This window comes from Dyadobacter chenwenxiniae (assembly GCF_022869785.1).
Classification (GTDB): Bacteria; Bacteroidota; Bacteroidia; order Cytophagales; family Spirosomataceae; genus Dyadobacter; species Dyadobacter chenwenxiniae.
Genome location: NZ_CP094997.1, coordinates 976,835 through 998,357, shown reverse-complemented (window position 1 = coordinate 998,357; position 21,523 = coordinate 976,835). Strand labels below are relative to the sequence as shown.

General features: G+C 46.4%; 17 protein-coding genes. 12 read left to right on the top strand and 5 right to left on the bottom strand.

The genetic code is table 11. The features are described from left to right. Positions 1–3,108, bottom strand: coding sequence for a two-component regulator propeller domain-containing protein (locus tag MUK70_RS04155; RefSeq protein WP_234657730.1), 3,108 nt, complete (start codon positions 3,106–3,108; stop codon positions 1–3). Between the two features lie 400 nt (positions 3,109–3,508). Between MUK70_RS04155 and MUK70_RS04150 the strand changes: the two genes are divergently transcribed. The 10 genes from MUK70_RS04150 to MUK70_RS04105 all read left to right on the top strand — a co-directional run bounded on the left by MUK70_RS04150 (position 3,509) and on the right by MUK70_RS04105 (position 13,171). After that, complete coding sequence (locus tag MUK70_RS04150; protein WP_234657731.1) at positions 3,509–4,285, top strand: hypothetical protein; 777 nt, start codon at positions 3,509–3,511, stop codon at positions 4,283–4,285. A 24-nt stretch (positions 4,286–4,309) separates the two neighbouring features. Beyond that, a complete protein-coding gene (locus MUK70_RS04145; protein ID WP_234602531.1) occupies positions 4,310–4,693 on the top strand; it encodes a helix-turn-helix domain-containing protein in 384 nt (127 codons plus the stop codon). 107 nt (positions 4,694–4,800) lie between these two features. Next, positions 4,801–6,099 carry a vanadium-dependent haloperoxidase gene (locus MUK70_RS04140; protein ID WP_234657732.1) on the top strand — a complete coding sequence of 433 codons (1,299 nt, stop codon included), beginning with the start codon at positions 4,801–4,803 and terminating at the stop codon, positions 6,097–6,099. 52 nt (positions 6,100–6,151) lie between these two features. Beyond that, the gene (locus MUK70_RS04135; protein ID WP_244784686.1) at positions 6,152–7,210 is read left to right on the top strand and encodes a TonB-dependent receptor plug domain-containing protein; all 1,059 of its coding nucleotides are present in this window, start codon (positions 6,152–6,154) and stop codon (positions 7,208–7,210) included. A 40-nt stretch (positions 7,211–7,250) separates the two neighbouring features. Next, positions 7,251–8,369 carry a TonB-dependent receptor family protein gene (locus MUK70_RS04130; RefSeq protein WP_244784684.1) on the top strand — a complete coding sequence of 373 codons (1,119 nt, stop codon included), beginning with the start codon at positions 7,251–7,253 and terminating at the stop codon, positions 8,367–8,369. Between the two features lie 14 nt (positions 8,370–8,383). Continuing rightward, complete coding sequence (locus MUK70_RS04125; protein ID WP_234657734.1) at positions 8,384–9,253, top strand: alpha/beta fold hydrolase; 870 nt, start codon at positions 8,384–8,386, stop codon at positions 9,251–9,253. A 58-nt stretch (positions 9,254–9,311) separates the two neighbouring features. Beyond that, positions 9,312–10,730, top strand: a complete 1,419-nt coding sequence (locus MUK70_RS04120) for a hypothetical protein (protein ID WP_234657735.1) — start codon at positions 9,312–9,314, stop codon at positions 10,728–10,730. A 351-nt stretch (positions 10,731–11,081) separates the two neighbouring features. After that, positions 11,082–11,465, top strand: coding sequence for a DUF2147 domain-containing protein (locus MUK70_RS04115; RefSeq protein WP_234657736.1), 384 nt, complete (start codon positions 11,082–11,084; stop codon positions 11,463–11,465). Positions 11,466–11,481: 16 nt separating this feature from the next. Beyond that, positions 11,482–12,423, top strand: a complete 942-nt coding sequence (locus MUK70_RS04110; protein WP_234657738.1) for a cytochrome-c peroxidase — start codon at positions 11,482–11,484, stop codon at positions 12,421–12,423. Positions 12,424–12,466: 43 nt separating this feature from the next. Beyond that, on the top strand, positions 12,467–13,171 hold the full coding sequence (locus tag MUK70_RS04105) for a hypothetical protein (protein ID WP_234602524.1): 705 nt from the start codon (positions 12,467–12,469) through the stop codon (positions 13,169–13,171). 10 nt (positions 13,172–13,181) lie between these two features. Here the strand turns inward: MUK70_RS04105 and MUK70_RS04100 are convergent, their stop codons facing one another. From MUK70_RS04100 to MUK70_RS04085, 4 genes are all read right to left on the bottom strand, one after another. Further along, the gene (locus MUK70_RS04100; protein ID WP_234657740.1) at positions 13,182–16,007 is read right to left on the bottom strand and encodes an ATP-binding protein; all 2,826 of its coding nucleotides are present in this window, start codon (positions 16,005–16,007) and stop codon (positions 13,182–13,184) included. A 380-nt stretch (positions 16,008–16,387) separates the two neighbouring features. After that, positions 16,388–17,335: an alpha/beta fold hydrolase gene (locus tag MUK70_RS04095; RefSeq protein ID WP_234657742.1), complete on the bottom strand. Its 948-nt coding sequence runs from the start codon at positions 17,333–17,335 to the stop codon at positions 16,388–16,390. 76 nt (positions 17,336–17,411) lie between these two features. Then, positions 17,412–18,443 carry a S41 family peptidase gene (locus MUK70_RS04090; RefSeq protein WP_244784682.1) on the bottom strand — a complete coding sequence of 344 codons (1,032 nt, stop codon included), beginning with the start codon at positions 18,441–18,443 and terminating at the stop codon, positions 17,412–17,414. Between the two features lie 12 nt (positions 18,444–18,455). Further along, a complete protein-coding gene (locus MUK70_RS04085; RefSeq protein ID WP_234657745.1) occupies positions 18,456–19,388 on the bottom strand; it encodes a hypothetical protein in 933 nt (310 codons plus the stop codon). A gap of 454 nt (positions 19,389–19,842) precedes the next feature. Here MUK70_RS04085 and MUK70_RS04080 point away from each other — a divergent pair, with 454 nt between their 5' ends. Further along, positions 19,843–20,766: a M57 family metalloprotease gene (locus MUK70_RS04080; RefSeq protein ID WP_244784680.1), complete on the top strand. Its 924-nt coding sequence runs from the start codon at positions 19,843–19,845 to the stop codon at positions 20,764–20,766. Further along, the gene (locus MUK70_RS04075; RefSeq protein WP_244784678.1) at positions 20,763–21,272 is read left to right on the top strand and encodes a tectonin domain-containing protein; all 510 of its coding nucleotides are present in this window, start codon (positions 20,763–20,765) and stop codon (positions 21,270–21,272) included. Before MUK70_RS04080 ends, MUK70_RS04075 begins: the two co-directional genes overlap by 4 nt. Positions 21,273–21,523: the final 251 nt, after the last annotated feature.

Sequence of the window (21,523 nt, the reverse complement as noted above, 5' to 3'; positions counted from 1 at the left end):
TCAATAGCTGTCATTTGTAACTGCAACGAGTTCTTCGGGAGGGAGTATGGGATAAAGCGGCAGAAATGCTTCCGCACAAACGCCGTCCTCCCCCATTTTGCTCCTGTCGGAATAAACCTGGTAACTTTTGTAGACGTTATATTGGTTGAGCTGGTCAAAAAGGGCTTCATTAATGGCCAGTCCCCGCCCGGTCGATCTCTTGTTATACTGCCTGGCCTTTTCCAGACCCACGCCATCGTCCTCGACTTTGATGTACAAATGCTGCTCCCATACCGAAACGCTGATGCAGACAGTGCCTCCCTCGGGCTTGTTTTCCAAACCGTGTTTAATTGCGTTAGAAACATATCCCTGAATGAGCATTTTTGGAATAACAGTATCCATAGGAACCCCCGCCTCCACTTCGGTAACCGACTGGATCCGATGCCGGAAACGGACTTTTTCGAGTTCAAGATAGTTGCTCACAAAATCCATTTCTTCCCCTAAAGTCCAGAAAACCTGGCTGCGGCTCAATAGCTTATGCCGGAAAATACTGCCAAATTTGGCCAGATAATGCACCACTTTTTCAGACTCATTTTTATAAAGCATCGACTGCACGGCGGTCAGGAAATTGGATACAAAATGCGGATCGATCTGATTGGTAATGGCCCTCATTTCCAGCAATGCACGTTCGCGCCCCGCCTCCGCCAGCTCGCGGCTCATGCCTGCTTCCACATTTCTCCGTTCCGACGCTTCCAGTTCCAGCTCCGTGACCCTTTGTTTGGCGCGTAAAATCTCCTGCTGCCGGCGGGCCTGTTTTTTTACTTCCCTCAAAATAAAATAAAAAATGCAGCCCGCGATCACCAGCGCCAGCAACGTCCGGAACCACGTGGTAGCATACCAGAATGGTGCAATTTCAAATTCCTGCACCACATCTTTGGTGTTCCACATGCCATTGGCCCGCAGGACTTTTAGGGTAATGCGGTATTTCCCATCCGAAAGGTTTTTCAGCGGAATGCTGCTGCGCTGTATCGGGTCCGACCATTCGAGTTCGGGATCAGGATTGTCCAGCCGCTCGATCTTATAAACGTATACCGAATTTGCGAGCAGATTTTGGTGATTGGGTTCAAGTAACTGTATTTCAAGATCTTTGAGGTAAGGACTCAGCCTGAGCGGGCCAATTCCAGCCGGGAAAACAGTAGCCGTGCTCACATCCCTTAATGCCCTGATTCCAGTCGGAACGCGTTTCAGGAGTTTTAGCAGGTCAGCCTCGGGGATCATCATCAACCGGTCATGGGTTGTCATCCACCAACGTTTGCAACTATCGCGAAAACAGGCGTGAGAAACGCTCTGCCCCTCGTACCCATTCTTGTGATCAAACCAGCTGATCCATTCTTCTCCGTTCTCATAGTATTTTTCCAGGTCCAGTACATACAAACCTTCAATAGCTCCCAGCAGCAGATATGAATCTCCCAATGGCTGGCAAAAATTGATCACCCTCCTTAAATGCGAGCCTGCTACCCGGCGAAAACGCTTGTAATCGTACAACCACAATCCTTCATCCGTAGCCAGCCACATGTTTCCGTGCGCGTCGCGGTGCAGGTCAAAAACCATCCAGGAAGAAAAATGCTGAGCATTATAATGCATTGTTTCGAAATGATCCGACTTTCCATCCCAGATCACACAACTGTTTTGCCCGGCGATCCACAGCCGGCCGAAACGGTCTTTTTCAATGTCATAGTATCCGGTTGAAGGAAGAGCGATCCGGCGAACGAGTTGCAGGGTGCGGCGGTTGTATATCAAAAGCATTTTACTGCATGCAAACAGGTAACGGTTGCCTGCTACGTCATCGTAAAAGCCACGAATATTGTTGCCTGTTTCGCTGCCGGGAAGGCGACGGTAATTTTTTCCGTCATACCAAAGCAATCCTTTTCCACCAACCGAAGAAAAGATCAGGTTACCGTCTGCATCCCGATTGGTCGCTGCGATGAAATCTTTGACGGGAAAAGTCGAATAATAGGTGCTATCTTCCACAATCTTCCCGTTAATAAGCTTGCTCAGTCCGCGACCGCGCGAGGCGAACCACATCACGCCATTTCGGTCCTCGGTAACAGATACGGTTTCTTCCGGCAGCCCTACAGAATGGTCGAAATAGCGCCAGCCAGCACGAATAATGCGGTTTATCCCATTAATGGTACCCACCCACAAATCGCCGTTTTTATCAAAAATCATACTGCGTACGGTGGCCGTTTTTACGCCGGAGTTAAATACGTCGTCGCCATCGTACCAGCATATATTTCCGGTTTCGGCTGCAAATGCGATTTCCAGTTTATCGCTGATTGCAAATACTTCCATTTTGCTGATGTCCGCTGGAATGCTGACAGCCAGTTCAGTATCATTTGGTTTGAGTTGAAATGCTGCGGAATTGGTCAATGCAAATAGTTGACCAGAAGGACTTTGCAAGATTCGCCTAACCTTCCCCTCCACTTTTATCACTGACATTTTCTCATTTTTCCATTGCCAAAGCCTGCCGTCTTTGGTGACGATCAGCAACCGTTTTCCACCCCAGTCGGCACGCATGTCGACGATCTGTGGCTTTTCACCGGGAAAAAGTTTGCCTGTCATGTCATGCACCTGGTTACCCTCCAAATAGGAAATACCATTTTCAGTAAAATGCGCATCGGGAAGCCCGGCAAACCAAGCCCGGTTTTGATGATCAACTGTCAGGTAAGAGGTGCCAACCCGGTTGTAATGCGGGGCGTAACCGACGATGGTCGTGTCAACCTGTAATTTGAGGTCTGCCGAAATTTTCAATTTATACAGCTTATTTCCGGCCACCCATATCGTCCCATCCGGCCCGACGGCCAGGTCATTGATCAACCCTTTTGGCAATTTAGGCAGCCTGGCCGACGCGACCAATTGATGTTCTTCGTCGAAGAAATCCAGCCCCCAGTCCGTGGCAACCCAGATGCGGCTGGCCTGATCGGGCAGTAAAAAGTAAACCCGCACATTGTCCAACCCATCGGCAATCGTATAATGCTGCTGCGCGAGCTTGTGCGCATAGGCAACCATAGAAAGAAGGATCAAAATGAAGACGGAGAAAACCTTCCGCAGGGATTGTCGCCAGGTCATGAACGTAAAATATTGTGTGGCACTAAGTTACCAAAAAAAGAAGCTCGGCCAAGCCCGTGAAATCCTGGCTGCCCGAAAGTCGGGATTGACTGTTCCAAGTTCCGATTTGGACGTTCAAAAGCTGGAAATTGCCTTTCACAGTCTCGGAAGTTGCCCCGAAAAACACGGCGGATATTTTTCTTTACCTTCCCATTGACTTGATCGCCGCTCAGTTCCTTTGTAATTGATAATGAACTTATTAAGCGGTAAATCTCAAAAACCCGCCGGGGGAATTCATACATCCAAAGCCAGATTTGGTAAGCCGGTTCTGCCATTTCATCCATTCAAAAAAGCGGGCTGCTGCAATGTGTATTTCGCCGCTATAATTTTGAGCCAGTCAAACACTTAAAATTTATTAGTCATGAAAAATTTAAAACATTTTGCCTTCCTCCTGGGAGCGTTCATTATTGTATCATCCTGTGAATCTGACGATCAGGAGGAAACGCCGGTACCCGTGACCCCATTTACCGAAGTGAAAGGCAGTGGTGACATTGCCGGAAAACTTGCCGAATTCCGCACATTGCTGGGCAATCCGATTAATGCTACTCCAGGCCAGACAGCCGGTCGCAGGGAAATAACCTGGGACGGTGTGCCTGCTGCTCAGACCAACACGAACACTTTCCCGGGCGATTTTTTCAATTCCAAGGACACGGCCGTTGCTGCGGGCAGAAAACGCGGTGCCGAGTTCACAACGCCGGGTACCGGTTTTCGAACGAGCGACAACGACTTCGAGGACCTGCTGACCGGCTATGGCGAACAGTTCAATGCATTTTCACCTGCGCGTACATTTGCCCCAGTGGGCAGTAATAAAACGGACGTGTTGTTTAAAGTTCCGGGTACGTCAAACGGCGCGAGCGTGAATGGTTTCGGAGTGGTGTTTTCGGACGTAGATCGCGCCAATTCAACTTCGATCGAGTTTTTTGAAGGGGATAAAAGCCTGGGCATTTTTACAGCGCCCGTCCGGACTGATGCCAGCGGGATATCGTTCCTGGGCGTATTTTTCCCTGAAAACAAAGTGACGCGGGCGACCATTACATCGGGAAATATCGCCGTGAGCAACAAGTTTGCCGATGGTGCGCAATACGATGTAGTCGTGATGGACGATTTCCTTTATAATGAGCCAAAAGCGGCGAATTGATACACTCGTTTCTTTCCTGAACACATGATACCAACGGAAGAAATAACGGAGAAAAAACCCGAGAAGCTGAGTCAGAAAGATGTCGAAGTTTTGCAAGAAGTTAAAGAATATCTGGAATTAAATTACCTCGACGATCTTTCGCTCAATGCCATTATCAAACAATTCGGACTAAATGCTTTTAAGCTGAAATACGGTTTCAAAGCACTTTTCAATACTTCGGTAATGCGGTTTGTTGATGATAAAAAAATGAACTACGCAAAGCAGGTCCTGCTTCACCAATGCGATCAGGATGTGATCGACATTTCCGATCGGCTGGGTTATAACCACTATTCCAATTTCAGTCTGGCATTCAAACGCAGGTTCGGCTATGCGCCTACGCAGGTGAAACAGACCATGTCTGACAACTGAAAAATTCACGGAATAATACCTTTTTAATAAGTACAAATACTTTTGTCATAACCTCCATTAGACGTGCATCGGATTCCTTTGCAACGTTAAACAAAACATCAAAAAAAATGAAAAAATTACGATTATTAGCCATTTTAACAGTAGTGTCGGTCTTTGCAGCATGCAACCGATCAAATGGAGTTGAGCCCGGCGACGAATCCCGCAAGGTTCCTCATTTAAAGGAATATTCCAATCAGGTGATCCTGGATTGGAACCAGGTCGCCTTCAACGCGATGGGTGGTGCAACCTACCAGCATTCACTGGTCGCGTCCCGACTGAATGCAATGGTGCACCTGGCCATGCACGACGCTTTGAACGCCATTGCCCCGGCTTTCAAAACCTATGCGTTGCAGAAGCGCGACGCTGCCGCCGACCCGATCACCGCAGCCGCCACCGCAGCACACGATATCTTGCTGGCTTCTTTTCCTGACAAAAAAGCCATGCTCGATTCCGCACTGACAGTCTCACTTTCGGTTGTGAAGGAAGGTGATAAGCTTACCCGCGGAAAAGCAATTGGAAAGGAAGCAGCAGCCGGAATCATCGGTCTCCGTAAAGACGATGGTGAATTGCAGGACCCGATCGCCGGGGTGGAACCTTCGACCGTACCGGGTATTTTCCAGGGAGTACCGCCAATGGCATTTGTTTTCGCCCCTTTTTGGAAAACAATGAAACCATTTGGACTTACGAAAGTTGACCAATTTCGCGTGGCGCCGCACCCGACATTGACCAGCAAAGCGTACGCCGACGGATTTGAAGAGGTGAAGAAAATGGGCGATCTGGCCAGCACAAGCCGTTCAGCAGAGCAGACATCTTACGCAAAATTCTGGTACGAGTTCTCGGAAATTGGCTGGAACCGTGTAGCAAGGACCGCAGCAGCTTCCGGCAAACTGGACCTGATCGGAACGGCACGGCTGTTTGCATTGCTTAATATGGCACTTGCTGACTCTTACACGGCAGGTTGGGATTCCAAATTTCACTACAACTTCTGGCGTCCGTATACAGCTATCCGTCAGGCCGAAAAGGATGGGAACAATGCCACTTCTCCCAATGCAACCTGGGAGCCTTTGTTACCAACCCCTCCGGTGCAAGATTACCCGTCTACCCACAGTGCACTTGGGAATGCAGCGGCAACGGTTCTGGCTGGGATACTTGGAGACAAGGTTTCATTTTCAATGCCTTCTACAACGGCGGACCCCGCAAAACCGACGAGAAGCTTTGGTAGTTTCAGTGAGGCAGCCAAAGAAAATGCCGATTCACGCGTCATGGCAGGGCTGCACTTTCGCTTCTCCTGCGATGCTGGTCTTGATCTTGGCAGTAATGTTGGCAGCTGGATCCTGAAAAACCACTTGCAACCGCAAGCCGATTAAATCCGGGTGTCAGTGAGCAGCACTGTTCACTGACACCACTATCACAATCAATATGAAAACGCCCTTCCCATTTACTTTTATCCTGAACACGTTTTTTGCCTTATTACTCAGCTTATTAAATTCAATTGATTTAATAGCTCAGACGGATTCGGTGGTGAATGATCCGCAACGCACCCATTTGCTCCGCGAATTGAATGTGACCGATTACCGTAACCGCCTCACCGAATCTCTGCCGGAAATCAGGGGTACTTATCTCTTTGCAGGAAAACGCAGTGAACTGATAAAGCTATCCGACGTAGACGTCAACATTGCCGAGAAAAACGGCAGGCAGCTTTTCGCCCGCATTCCGGGTGTATTTGTATATGACATGGATGGGGCTGGTAACCAGCTCAATATCGCGACTCGCGGCCTCGACCCGCATCGATCCTGGGAAATGAATGTCCGGCAAAATGGCATTTTGACCAACTCGGATATGTATGGCTATCCTGCAAGCCACTATTCCGCACCGATGGAAAGCATATCGCATATCGAGCTGGTACGTGGAACTGCCTCACTTCAATATGGCGCCCAGTTTGGAGGAATGCTCAATTATGTGACAAAACAGGCGGATACAACAAAAACGATCGGTGTTGAAAGCATCAATTCAGCTGGCACGTATGGATTATTGAGCACATACAATGCATTGGGTGGTAGGATTGGAAAATGGACTTACTATGTGTACAACTATAAAAGACATTCTGCGGGTTATCGCGAAGGCAGCCGCTCGGACGCTAATGCGCAATTTGCCAGCGTGCAGTTTCAGGCGACAAGAAAAATAGTATGGAAGGCCGAGGTGGGCAGATCGGCCTACATCTATAAAATACCCGGGCCTTTAACCGATTCTATGTTTCACGAAAATCCAAAGCAGGCCAGCCGGCAGCGAAACTATTTTAATCCGGACATCTGGGTTCCGTCCATTGTTTTTGACTGGAAATTATCGGACCGAACGCAAATGACGGTAACGCATTCGGCGGTTTTGGGAAAGAGGAATAGCGTCCAATTCGATGCATTGGCCAATATTAAGGACACGATCAATCCTGAAACAGGTCATTTCAAAACCAAGACAGGTTGATATTGACGGCTATAAAAGCCTGACTTCGGAGATGAGGGTAATGCACAAGTATACACTATTCCAGGTCGGATCTTCCCTGGCGGTTGGTTTCCAGCTTATGCACAACGATCTCCATCGCAGACAGCTCGGGCAGGGCACGACCGGATCTGATTTTGATTTATCTGTCACAAAACCATTTGGGCGAGACTTGCATTACAAAACAAAAAATGCCGCATTCTTCATTGAAAATCAGGTTAGGTTCACTCCAAAACTGCTCATTTCACCAGGCTTGCGCATTGAAAGCGGCACGACGAGCATGTCGGGAACGATCAGCTACTATAAGCCTGAAAATGTTCCAAACAAGATCAGGCACCGGTTTGTACTTCTGGGCGTCACTGGTCAATACCAGGTCACCAATGATGTTCAGCTTTACGGCGGCTGGTCGCAGGCTTACCGGCCTGTCTTATTTAAAGACATTATTCCGGCAAGCATATATGAAAAGGTTGACAATAACCTGAAAGATGCGTCGGGTTACAACTCAGAAATCGGTGTGAAGGGTGTATGGCGAGGTTTTCACTTTAATGTCGGATTGTTTGACCTGGTTTATCGCAACCGGATGGGCAGCCTGGTTGTGAGCGTGGAAGATGGAGCCACGCAAATCCTCAGGACCAATGTGGGTGACAGCCGGCATATGGGCATAGAAGCGCTCATTGAAGGTCCGCTTTTCCATTGCGGAAAGTTTCAAACAAACTTGTTTTCATCGGTCTCCCACATGGACGCCCGCTACCGGAACGCCCGGATTTCAGCCGGGCCGGATAATAAGCGAATTGACGGGAACAAAGTGGAATCGGCGCCGGACTGGACGATCCGGAACGGCGTGACGGCAGCTTACAGAACATTCAGGATGACGCTTCAATTCAGCTATGTCAGCAAAACTTTCTCGGACGCACTCAACACTCCCGTGGCTCAATCCACCGGAGCCAGAGGGCCAGTGCCCGCATATCATTTGTGGGACTTGAATGCCAGCTGGCTGATAACGAATGCCATTTCAGCCAGAATCAGCGTCAATAATTTGGCCGACAAAAATTATTTCACCAAAAGACCTACCTCCTACCCCGGCCCGGGAATCTGGCCATCCGACGGAAGAACTGCCGTTATCTCGCTCGGTGTCAACATATAATTCAAAAAACTGTCATGAAAAAAGAAGCTTCTATCATTCTTATCTTCCTGTTTATCTTCTGCGAAAAAGGCATTTGTGAGAAGTTACTGCCTGTCGAAAAGCAGATCAAAATCAGTGACGATCTTACTTTGCATTATGTCGAACAAGGGGCGCCGGATGGCGACGTGGTGATCTTGCTGCACGGATATTCGGATTCCTGGCATTCCTACGAGCTCGTTCTGCCACTTTTACCCAAATCACTTCATGTATATGCCGTGTCTATGCGGGGCCACGGAAATTCTTCCAAACCCGACGGCAGTTATCATCCGGATGTCCTGGCAGGTGATATCGTCGCGTTCATGCAAAAACTTGGGATTCACAAAGCAGCTGTTGTCGGCCATTCTCTGGGCGCGACGGTTGCACAAAGCTTCGCCACGCATTATCCTGAGAAGACTGCCGCCATGGTATTAGTTGGCGCGTTTGCCCATTTCAATAAAAAGGTAATTTATGATTTCAAATCAGCGGTTGATTCGCTGCAAGATCCTGTGGACGCTGCGTTCGCTCATGAATTTCAAAAGAGCACATTGTACCGCCCGGTATCAGGCCATTTTTTTGAAACGGTGGTAAACGAGTCCACCAAACTTCCTGTGAGGGTTTGGAAAGCTGCGGTCAGCGCGATGATTACCTGCAACTACCTGGATAACCTGCAACAAATCTCAGTTCCTACCTTACTGATTTGGGGCGACCAGGATGTATTTACACCCATCGAAGATCAGCAGTTGCTTCACAAAGCCATTAAAGGTTCGAAACTGAGGATTCTCAAAAAGGTAGGCCACGCCGTGCATTGGGAAGAACCAGAACGGTTCTCGAAAGACCTTGTCGCTTTCTTAGGCGAGGCTCTTTGAATTACAATCACATTACTTGTCAACTATTTTATTCTAATCACTTTCTTACTTATTAGCCATGAAAAATAACAAAAACAATGCGGTCAACCGCCGCGAAATGATGGGCTCTCTGATGCTCGCCTCCGGTGCTGCATTGACAGAGCTGGGTTTTACAAAAAAGGGCACTGCGCTTAAAAAGCGGGGATTTACTACACTGGAAGGTTTGGAAAATGTTCCGAGGGGATTGTCGGAAGCCATTAAATTTCCGCTGATCGAAGCATTGTATGGCCGCCGCGCCAGACGGTTTTCAATGGGTGCCGAAATTGCTGACGGGGTGATGAAATATAAATCAAAACATAAGCCTGAACCGCTGACCAGATTGCAGCAAATGATGGTTTTGACCGCTGCTACCGGCAATACGGGCTGGCACCACATGATCTACCGGAACCAGAAATATGCCCCTCATCTGGCAAACTATGCAATGGCCGCAGGTGGACGGACTTTCCCTTCTGCCGCGGGTTTTCATACGACCGAGTTTTTCTTTACCGACGACAATGGCTCGTATTTTCTGCCCACGCGCGATTCCGGTTCGCTGGTTAAAAAGGAAAAAGGTGAATTTGACCTGCAACATTGGCTGGAAGCACATGAAAAACGCATTGTAAAACTAAGTGACGGCCGCCTGAACATTCCCGCAAAAGAGCCATTTATGGACGGCCACAATACCTGGTGCGTCAATGCGCCGGGCAGTACTTTGCTCATTCCCGTGGCCGATATCGCCCAGCACATGCTGGGATCGCTGTGTTTTTTGGTACAAAATGGAGCCTGCATTTACGACGATACCAACAACCGCAAAATTCCCGGAATGGAGAAATTCAAAAACCTGGTTGATGTAGAAAATCCATATCCGCTCAGTTATGTTGAACAAATGTCACTTACCGAAGCAACGGCGGAAATGTCTACTGCTTGTTACGCCGGAATGCTGATGCTGCAGGCGACTGGCCTGGGAGGGTGGATGTTCGACGGGTTAGATCGTTTTAGCCTGCTGGGTGCGAGCGGTGATCCCCAGGTTCCGGGATTGGGTTTTGTTTCAAATAAGGTTGAAAATTCACCTTTTCCCAACATTACGGGTTTGCCGGGTGTATTTGAGTCTTACTGTCCGCCGCATTACAAAGATATGAGCGAAGCAGTGAAAGCATTGGTAAAACGCAAGTTCGGGCAGGATGGGCCTTTTAACAAAAACACGGCCGGGCCGTGGAAAGAGAGCAGCAAAGTTCGTTCGGCGGCGCAATTTCACAGTCCGGAATTTCAGGAATGTGTTGCAACCATGGCCCAGTACATCTTCGACACCTTCGGAAAATTCCCAGCCAGCGTGCCCGCCGTTTACTGCCTCACTTACCTGCAGGCTCACCACCTTGACCTTGAATTTTATGATCATTTTCACCAGGAAGGCAGCTATTTATACACCCATAAAAATCGCAAGAAATGGTGGGCGACTTAATACCCTCGTTTTATACTAAATAGAGTTTTTCCTTGCTATATTTTTAAACAAATGATGACTTCCAATTATCGGGAAAGCCCGAACAAGGGTTTGTGGCGTTCACTTCCCTAGGTACGCTGAATGCTGCATATGCTCGGCCACTTCTCACAAGAGGCCGGGCATTGCAAGACATGAGGTAATCGTACGCCATTTGATTTCCAGGAAACGAATCTTTCAAAATGCCTAATGTGCTGTTTAGACACGTTTTTCTGGAATTGACACGTTTTCAAATGGATCTGCAACAAATTCAAAATCCTGTTTTAATCTGATAGTCGAGCTTTGCGATAGTCTTAGTCACAAAATCCGAAACTGATGAAAAACGCCCTTAAATGGCTGGGTTGCCTTGCTATTCTTTTAACAATAGCCTCTTTTATTAGTGCCCAAGACCCCATTGTGGGACGCTGGCAGCGGATACAAAAATCTCCCAATGGCGACATTAACCTGATATTTATCTTTCGGGCGGACAGCACTTATGATGGCATTGTGAATGGGAAAGCATTCACCAACGGGCGTTATTTTATCAAAAATGACACGATAAGTGTCTCTGACAATGGTTGTAATCTGGCTTACTACGGAACCTATAAACTCAAATATTACGCCCAGGATTCATTGCTGTTTACCGCCATTTCCGACACCTGCCAAGAGCGCTATCAAGGCGCGAATGGCTTAGCCTGCAAGAAATTACCGAAGAAGTAATTTAAAGCACTTTTCAGTGAAAGCAAAAATAGTCATACTGATCTGCGCCCTTCCGTTGGTTTTCATCCGCAGTATAATGCATGAACCCGAGCCGACCACTTCTTTGGAATTAGGAAAGCGGCTGTTTTTTGACCCGATATTATCCGGCAATCGCTCCATCAGCTGCGGTTCCTGTCATAAAGAAAACCTGGCCTTTGCAGATTCTCTGGCCGTTAGTCCGGGCGTGAATGGTCGGCTGGGAACAAGAAATACACCTTCGGCCATGAACATGCGCTTTCAGGAAAGTTTTTTCTGGGATGGAAGGGCCACAAGTTTGGAACAGCAGGTGCTGATCCCCATCGAAAATCCGGTTGAAATGGATTTGCCTGTGGATTCAGCCATTGCCCGCTTAAACTCCGATGCATTTTACCGGCAGTCGTTCCTGCGCATATTTAAAGAATTGCCGTCCAAAAGCAGTTTGGCAAAAGCGCTTTCTGATTTTGAACGCTCGCTGGAAACAAACGACAGTCCTTTTGACGACTGGCGCATCAACGACAATGAGGATGCAGTCAGCGCTTCTGCAAAAAGAGGATTCAAGCTATTTAACACCAAGGCCAAATGCATTCAATGCCACTTTGGGCCTGATTTCAATAACGTCGAGTTCAGAAACATTGGCTTATTCGATGGCAAAATGCACATAGATAGCGGCCGGTCAGCCATTACACATCAAGCTTCGGATCTTGGTAAATTCAAAATCGGCTCTTTAAGAAACATCTCCGTCACAGCGCCTTACATGCACAATGGAATGTTTAAAACATTGAAAGAAGTCATTAACTACTATGATAATCCCGAGGCGATCCTTCCCAACAGCATGAACCGGGATTCGCTTTTGACCGGATCTTTGCAGCTTACCGAAGTAGAAAAACAAGACATCGAAAATTTTCTGATCTCTCTAACGGACAGGCGGTTTTCAAAATGACCATTATATAACCTTAAACATCCATCACTTTTCCATTAATCGTATGTTCAAACTTAGCATTGCCTCGTTTACTCTTTCGCTCGCCTATGGCGTACTTGCTATCGCAGTTTCATGTTCAGATCACGAAGTGCCGGTCGGTAACCTGCCTGAATCAAAATGTAAGAATGTAGACGGCAGCGACCGGATGTATCCCTGCGAATTTTCCATTGAAAAAATCACATTCCAGGGCGAAGGCGGCGCGGTCGCTGGCACAGTCACCGGTTCAAATCAGGTGCTTGCTTTACCCCGGTCATTGGCTAAAACGGACAGTTATACAGGAAGTGAGGAAGGAAAAATCGGTATAGCAAAATTTGGCGTCAAAATCACTTTGAAGAGAATAGCTTCACCTTCATTTCCTGTCAATGAGGGTTATCTGATCGGATTTACTCACAACACTTCGGGCGCAAAAATCCTGCACACCAGCACTGGCGGCGGCACGTACGGTGAAAGAGAAAAAATGGGCCCGCCCGTCGCGTTAAACATGGCAATAGGCGAAAATATGGATGTCGAGTATGAAATGACGTTTCCATACAGGTTGGAAAAATCAGGCTCAGAAGTTGTCCCTATTACGCAATTCTCTTCTACGTCCTTCTTCGTGGACAATGATGTTACAACTTTGAAGCTTCCCCGGGCAACAGTTCCTTACAATTATGTAGGCAGCGTAACCGAAGCTTATTATGAAAGATTGATGGTTACATTGAAGAATTGATCACTAACCTTTACTGCTTTTCAATGCTCACTGAACTGGGTGGATAGCCAAAGTGCTTAGAAAAGCTGGTTGAAAAATTGGCGGGGTTGCCGTATCCGACCATGTAGGAAATTTCGGCGATCGTCCCGGCTTTGTTTCCCAAAAGTTCATGCGCTTTCTGCATGCGGATGCTACGGACAAACTCTCCCGGACTTTGGTTAATCAAGGCTTTTAATTTACGGTGCAGTTGCGCCCGGCTCAGGCCGACCTGTCTGCCAACCCAATCCGTGCTGATTTGTTCATCATCCAGATTTTGTTCGATAACTGTCCTGATTTTGTCAAGAAATGCCTTCTCAACCGAAGGCATTTCTTCTGAATGGGTAAGCCAACGGTAATTCTGACTGTATTTTTCTTGCAAAGCCTTGCGTTGCCGAAGCAGGTTTTCGATCACCGCCTGCAATTCCTTGTTATCAAAAGGCTTGCCCAGATACGCGTCTGCACCCGTTTCCAGACCATGGATCCGGCTGTCCTGATCCGCCTTGGCTGTAAGCATGACAATGGGAATATGGCTGCTGCGCTCGTCTGCTTTCAGTTCCGCACAAACCTCGTAGCCATTTTTAACCGGCATCATTAAATCCGTGATGATCAACGCAGGGATTTCTGCTAATGCAAGATCAATCCCGGCTTGCCCGTCTTCGGCTGTCAAAACCGAATATTTTTCGGACAGGGTTGTACGGATAAATTCATTCAATTGCTGGTTGTCTTCAATGAGCAGGATCACTGGTAACGAACCTGCGGACAGCTGCCCAGCGACTTCTTGACTTCCGTTGACATAAGGAACCCGTGGTTCCGGGTAAGGCGTTAGTTCAGCTTCGTTTTCACTCAATCGGTAAGGCAGCCGGACGGCGAAGACGCTTCCATTTGACTCGGAACTTTCTACCGTAATGGTTCCTCCAAGTAAGGTTACGAGTTCCTTGACCAGCGCCAAACCTATTCCCGCGCCTTCCCTGGTCCGGGTGTCGCTGCTGTCGGCCTGATAAAACCGGTCGAAAATAAACGGCAACTTTGCCTGCGGAATGCCAATCCCCTGATCCTCTACCCTAATCTCAAACTGCTCTCCAGCGAGCAGTTTAAATAAGACTGTCACCTGCCCCTCCTTATGACTGAATTTGATTGCATTGCTGATCAGGTTTTGAATGATCTTTTCAAGTTTGTCAGCATCTTCCTCGATAACGAGGGTTTCAGTCTCCGTAAAGAAATCCAGACGAATATTCTGGTTTGTAGCCAGAGAATGAAATTGGGCAACATGAATGCGGATCATAGCAACAATATCAACCGGCTTTACTTCCAGTTCAATTTGCCCGGACTCTAACCTTCCCAAGTCAAGTAACTGATTAATAAGCTGTAAAAGCCGATTGCTGTTTTGCAGGATATATCCGGCATATTGCTGAGCGACCTTCGGATCGGGGTTATTCAGTAGTTCTCTGGCAGGATTGATGATCAGGGAAAGCGGGGTTTTGAATTCATGCGTGAGATTGATAAAAAAACGTGATTTGGCAGCGTCCATCTCCTGTAACCGATCGGCTTGTTCTCTTACCTGAGCGGTTCTTTTCAAAACAGTTTCTTCCAGCTCCGTTGTGTGTGCCAGGATCAGCCTTTGTTTTTCCTGTTCCTGGGCTAGATTGGCTGCTGCAAGGTCGCGGGTTTCAATGAGCTGCTTTGCCAGAAAACGATTGGTCCCAGCCACTTCCAAAGCCAGGTAAATCGTAAAAAGCGCGGGCACGACCAGATTTCCCCACGCGAATGCAAGCATTACCTCCGGCAGTGTAAACCAGTTAAAAACATTGGCACCAATCAAGATTCCGGACACAAAATGAAAGATTACACCCGCAGCAATCAGCCACAATGTCTTTCTGCCTTTTCGCATTTCCCTAAGAACGGCAAGAAAGGCATCGGTGTAAAAGACCAGGATAAATAGCAGCAGATATAAATTATGAAGGTTACTTAGGATTTTATCATACCAAAGGTCATACCAATTCCAGACAGCCAGGAAAGTAACAGGAATGGAGATAGCAAAAACCGCGATGATCTTTTTACGTGGCAATGTGCTGTAACCCGCCGAATAAAGTAGCAATGCGCCAAACGCAAGGTTCATGGAAACAAAGCATAAAAACACTTTTGTATAGAACACCTGCATCGCAGGGTCGGTCGTGACAATGGTCTCATACCGGGCATAGAGTCCCAGCGCAATCATCGAAACATAGAACACATAACACAAATGGATCCGCTGTTTGGGATAGAATGCAAACAACAGCAAATGCAGCAGCACCAGCGTACAAGCAGCAGCCACGCTCATCAGGAGCTGGTCCATAAATCTTTGATCGGCCGTGAGCCTGCGGTTCATTTGATGCAGATCCTGGATTTGCGCATCAAAGCCGATAAAATTTGGATAAAATGCCTCAAAGTTGCTGAACCGGATTGCGATCAAATGCGGCAGCGTATCCGTGATAGCGAGCGGAATCGCCACATTTGGCTCCCGTACGGCTTGCATGGTCTGTTTTGAATTTCCCAGCCGGCCAAAAGACATGATCTTTTTACCATCCAGATAAGTTTCCGAAGCTGCGTCGTGGTTCAGTTTCAAACCCCAGCTGTTTGTTAAATCCGGACTTTCCTTTTTGACCCATAATCTAAACCAGCCAAAACCGGTCCAACTCTTAGGCGCTGAGGATCTGGTGTATTTTCCCTTTCCAAAGTCTGTTGCCGAAAGGGTCTGCCAACTACTGTCGGCGAAATTAGGACTAGCCCATCTGGTATCGTCCCCGGAATGGAATTTCCAGGCCGATTTGGTTAAGGACAAGGGTTTTGATCGGGCACTATCGGTCAGCAGTACCGGAGCTATTTGCGCAATAGCAGAAAAATTGAATAGCAAGCAGCAAAAGTAAAGGAGGCCCTTTTGAAAAACGTACGGCTTGTAAAATTGTCTAATCTTCCCAGTCAAATTCTGCATCATTTAACAGTTAGCACGTTTTTTGGCCGATAAGTACACCACTGCGCGGCATAAAGTTGATAGAACCCTATCAGTTCAAGGTAACCTTTTTTAGGTCAACCAACAAAAAACATAACAAGAGGGGAGATCCGGTTAAAGTCTCGGAATGGGAAGTCAAAGAATCTTCTTTGATACCATATGCTACTAATTATTGTGTACAATAAATGGATAACATCACGAATATTAGCACATTAGGACAAAATAAAAAACGGAGCCGCCAGACAGCAGAAAATCAGCGTACCATTGGCTATCCTAACCATATGGCTTATTGCTCTCGGTTCGGTTTCAATTCCGTGTCCAGCATTTGGCACGACAATAATCTCTTTTAGCTGGCAGAAATTCTTCTTAGCATTCCTCATTGATTTCTTATATGGGAAAAGAATATCACGGTCCCCGACAATTAAATAGATATCTGAGGTTATATCTCTTAATTCATCACCCATATCGTACGGTTTTTGGGTATGGTCATTGTATCGTGTCAAGGCAAACAATTCATAATCGATCAGCATTCGCTCAGCTTCGGGCGAAACGGTATGAAAAGGTTTGCACAAGACCGCTTTGTTTAAAAATTTATCCACATTCGAGCGAGTTGGGCGCAGGATTGGGAGTAAGTTGTAATAAAGATTTTCAAGCGAAAGAGAAAAAGGCTGCAGGCACCCCGGGTTTAATAAAAAAATGGACTGAACCATCTCAGGTGCTACCAGACTTAATTTCAAACAGACCAAGCCGCCAAAAGAGGCTCCTGCAACGTAGGCTTTCCCTAAATCCAATTTCGCAAGAATTTCCGCGGCCCAGTGACCATATCCCAATTGTTTAATGTCTGGCGTAGCGCCATCACTTAGGTTAGGTAAGCCGTTGGTTTCAACAAGGTATATCCTATAATACTGCTCCAAGGGCTGGAGACCATTATCTAAATCCCAAAACAATGCCGTGGTCCTAGCACCTGGAAATATGACCAATGCTGGCAAATCCATTCTTGCAGGGTTTAACGCCCACACCTGCGTATATCCCAAAGCGGTAGTAATTTCTATCCGGTCATATCGCTTTTGATTTAGTATTTCCAATCGACTGACCCAATTATCAAACCATGCCCTGTCTTTCTCTGGATCTTTGAAAAAAGACCGTCTTTTAACTTTCATGTTTGTTTAAAGTAAGCAACGATATACGTTTAATTGCCAGTCAAATACGATAAGCAAGATCAACTCAACAGAGTGCTTATCTGAGTCTTTCACGTGCCATTTCAAGAGTTTTGTCTACGCCATTAAGGACATCCGACTTCTGATTTTCACTGATGATTTTAGGCATAATCCCACGTCCCTCGTAGCTTTTACCGTCTGATCCGCGGTAGTCGCCTATACCTACTGTAATAATCCACCCGTTAGGCAATTGATGGGCGATCACGTCAGAAAACGCACCAGCAGTCGTGGTTCCCAAATGAGTAACATTGTCATTTTCCCGCATAGCAAATGTAAATGTTTCTCCGGCGCTGACAGTAGTAGCTGTGGTCAGCAGGATCACGGGTTTGGTATACTGCGTTTTACCCGTCGGCTCCACATACCAATTTAAAGCAGCTTCAAACTGGTCGTGCCGCGGGCCATTTCGTTTTTTGGATGTCATAAAGAGCTTTTTTGACTTCGCGAATCTGCCGGCTATATATTTACTCACATGATCAGAGCCACCTTTATGATCTCTTATGTCAAATACAATTCCTTTGGTGGACGATAAGGCATTGATCGCTTTGTCTATGCTTTTTTCGTAGACTGAAAACTTGTCCTGGAACGATCCAACATGGATGTAACCGATATCGGCCGATAACTTCCCGTAACCGAAATCCTCTGATTCTTCGTTGTATTCAGTCAGGTATTTTTCACGGACTACCTTAAAATCAAAGCCTTCCTGAGCAGGTATATGTCCATTTTCCCCGCTGTTATAATCTGTCAGCTGAGGGCTGTTTGTGTAGATATTTACATGTTTGTCATTCAAAGTGTGCAAGGCCGATGATAAGACTGAGAACAATTCCGCATCTGTTTTTGCAGCCCGGGCTCTAGGTAGGTGTGAAGAATAAACTTCATTCCAATCAACATTTTTTACAAGGAACAGGCCGTAGTGGCTGTCAAATTTTTCCCACGTGGCCTGAAAATTGCTTTCAAAAGATTTATCGGCCTCATGTCCAACCATTATTTCCTGGCAGGAAGAAAAAAGTATTGTCATTAAAACTGCTGCGAGTATTGTTATATGCTTTTTCACTAGTGATCCTATTTAAAAAGTTAAACCAAGAGATAATTGATTGCCTGCCTGGGTTAGGTGCTTGGGTTTGTAGTAGTGCATCCAGGAAGCTTCGTATGTAATATTTAAAGCAATGCGCTTTTTTACCAACAGGGGATATTTTATTGCTATTCGGGCATTTTGGAAGTGATTGAACGTTTCAACCTTATTATTACCCGTAAAAAATGCTGCTAAACTCGACTTCCCAGGTGCTCCCGGCGACTGGTGATATGGAAGCCTGGTTACCATAGAAACAACTGGAACTGCCAACTCGAAAATGACCGGCTTACCATTTTTTAAGAAATAGTCGAATCGCGCTTTGGCATTTAGTGAACTGTAGTTGATTACACCAATACTGATGAACCCTGGTGTGTAGGTTAGATTTTCTTCCAGACTTCCCCCCAGATAGAACGATTTGAATGAATTCCTTAATTGCTTAATTTCATGTAAATACCCCAATTGCAGGTTCAACCCTATCTGGCTTAATTCAAGTTCTTTACGTTCGATAGTTTCAACACCGTGAATGTCTGTTTCCTTACTGTAAATATCAACGCCAGATCCGGAATCTGGTTTCAAAGCGCCTAAAAAGACATGGAGATCAGAAGAGAAAATTCCATTTCCTGACTTATGGGAATAGCCCAACTGAACCCTTGTTCTTACCGACTTATACATTTGGGGAGAATAAATAAGGTCAAGCGTCTTGATGTAATCAGCGCCTAATCCAATCCGGAATTGACCTCTCTTAATTAAGGGAACAGCACTTCCCTGGCCATGAACCGGAATCGTCAGTAGTAAAAATGTGAAAGAGAGTATGAAGAAAAACGAATATTGATGTAAGCAAAGGCCTCTTTGGGAAAGATGGGGGTCTTTAAGTTTTGTTGTTCTGGCCTGCCTGGCTAGGCAGATCTTGATATTGCTTGTTCTCATGGCCGTATATAACTTGTTTAAAATGTTTGGTAAAATTGCTACTCGCCTTACTCCGATAAGACAATACAAACTTAGCGGGTTGTGCTGGGGGGATCCTATTAAAGCAAGTGTACAAGAAGTGTACGGCGGCAAAGTAAGAGCATACAAAAAGTGTGCATCCTCCTAAACAGACTACGAAGCCTGAAATTATCCAAAAAACAACTTGGGTCTTTATCTTAGATTTTACTTCACCTTTTATTAAATGATGCGTGCTGTGATTGATTGGTGCAGACCTAAATCCCGCTCGTCTACCATATGTATACTTGAAATTTCAGGTCGGTTAACTTCTTGTATACTCTTTAAAATTGTTGCCGCTGTTAATCTGCGCTACGTTTGCATTGCCTTCACACCATGTTTCTTCAATCACAAAAAGGCAGAAACGTATCAATCATTTTATAACAATTTATTTATCTCCATGAAAAAGCTATTTACAACATGTATGCCTCAAACATTGTCATACCTAGCCCGCACAATGCTGCTTATCGCTTTGCTAACAGCCTTTCAAAGCTGCAAAGAACCTGACATCATTAATGAGCCTGCCGTTTTAAAACAGGATGAAAAAGACACGCAGCTGCAAACGCTTAGCAGTTTTTTAGCAGGCGTAACAGGGGCGCCAATTGATAAGGTCAAATATATTAATGAAGAAAAAAAGTTTGTTATCGATGGTGACATGGAAATTTCCCGAACCAGTGCCGAAGAATACCTGAATGCTGAAAAGACAGGTCGGGTTAACCAGAAACGCGCAGTGTGGCTGCTAAGCGATAATGTTGCCAAGGATGTTAAAGTTTATATTAACCCATCCATTACCCCTGAATGGAAGGAGGCTGTCCGCGAGGCCATATACGAGTGGAACCACATGGGAGACATGAAAGTGAATTTCCGCGAAGTATTATTTGACTATAATACTGATGTTGTTGTAACCGCAAAATACGAGGGCCCGAACCCGTCCAGCCCGCAACCCTGGATTGCACGCCAAAATATGCCTGATATCGATGGTACAACCGGAGGTGGAATGACAATTAACACATACTATAATTCAAGTAGCCTGCTGTCGAAATCCGAAAAAAAGTTTGCCATGGTTCATGAACTGGGCCACGTAATCGGTTTTGCTCATACAGATAAACCTACACAGGGCCTCATTGATTTTCTGGTTTGTGATACGCCTGTATGGGATGCAAACTCGGTCATGAATTTTGTTGTAGGGTCCTGGACTATGTTTAGTTATTATGACCACGTTGCTGCAATGGTGCTTTATCCGGAACATACCTGGAAAAATTTACCTGGCCAGGCCACTGATGTAGCTGCTTCAACCGGAACTGATATAGAGTGTTGTGGATGATTAGCAAAACACCAGTCAACGGCGGATTTACCATTAACAAATTTAACTACCTGACCAATTCTTTTACACAAGTTCCCGGCGGCGGCGTCCGGATAGCAGTTGGCCCCGACGGTACTCCATGGGTTGTAAATAATCTTGGACAGATATTTAAACGTGTCAACTCCCAGTGGCAAATGCAACCTGGAAACGCGCATGACATTGCTGTGGGTGCTGATGGTTCTGTCTACATTGTAAGTACTACGCCAGCTGCCGGTGGTTTTGCGATTAAAAAGTGGAAAAACAATAAATGGGAGCAAATTTCGGGAATTGGCGGGATGCGGATCGCAGTCGCTTCGTATGGTTTTGCCTGGGTCATTGACAACGCCAACAGAGTACTGAAATATAACGGAATAAATATGGAGGATACGGGCGCCCTTGGAAGAGACATTGCGGCTGGTCGAAACAACAGTATTTTCGTCATCGGCCAAACCCCTGTTCCCGGAGGTTACTCAATCAAAAAAATTTGAAAAGGATTGTTGGGTACAGCTGGCAGGTGGCGGAGTAGCCATCTCAGCACACGGCACCGGCACACAACCGGTAATCATCAACAACAGTGGAGTAGTAATGGAGTATTAAATCGTGAATAAGGCAGGCCAGTTTATGACAAAAAAGCGGGCCTGCCTTTATATATACGGGTAGTGCAAATGAAAGTTTATCAAAAACCTCGTTGTGCGGTGCCTGTGTAAGCTTCCCCTAAAAGTTGTCGTTGAATAAATGG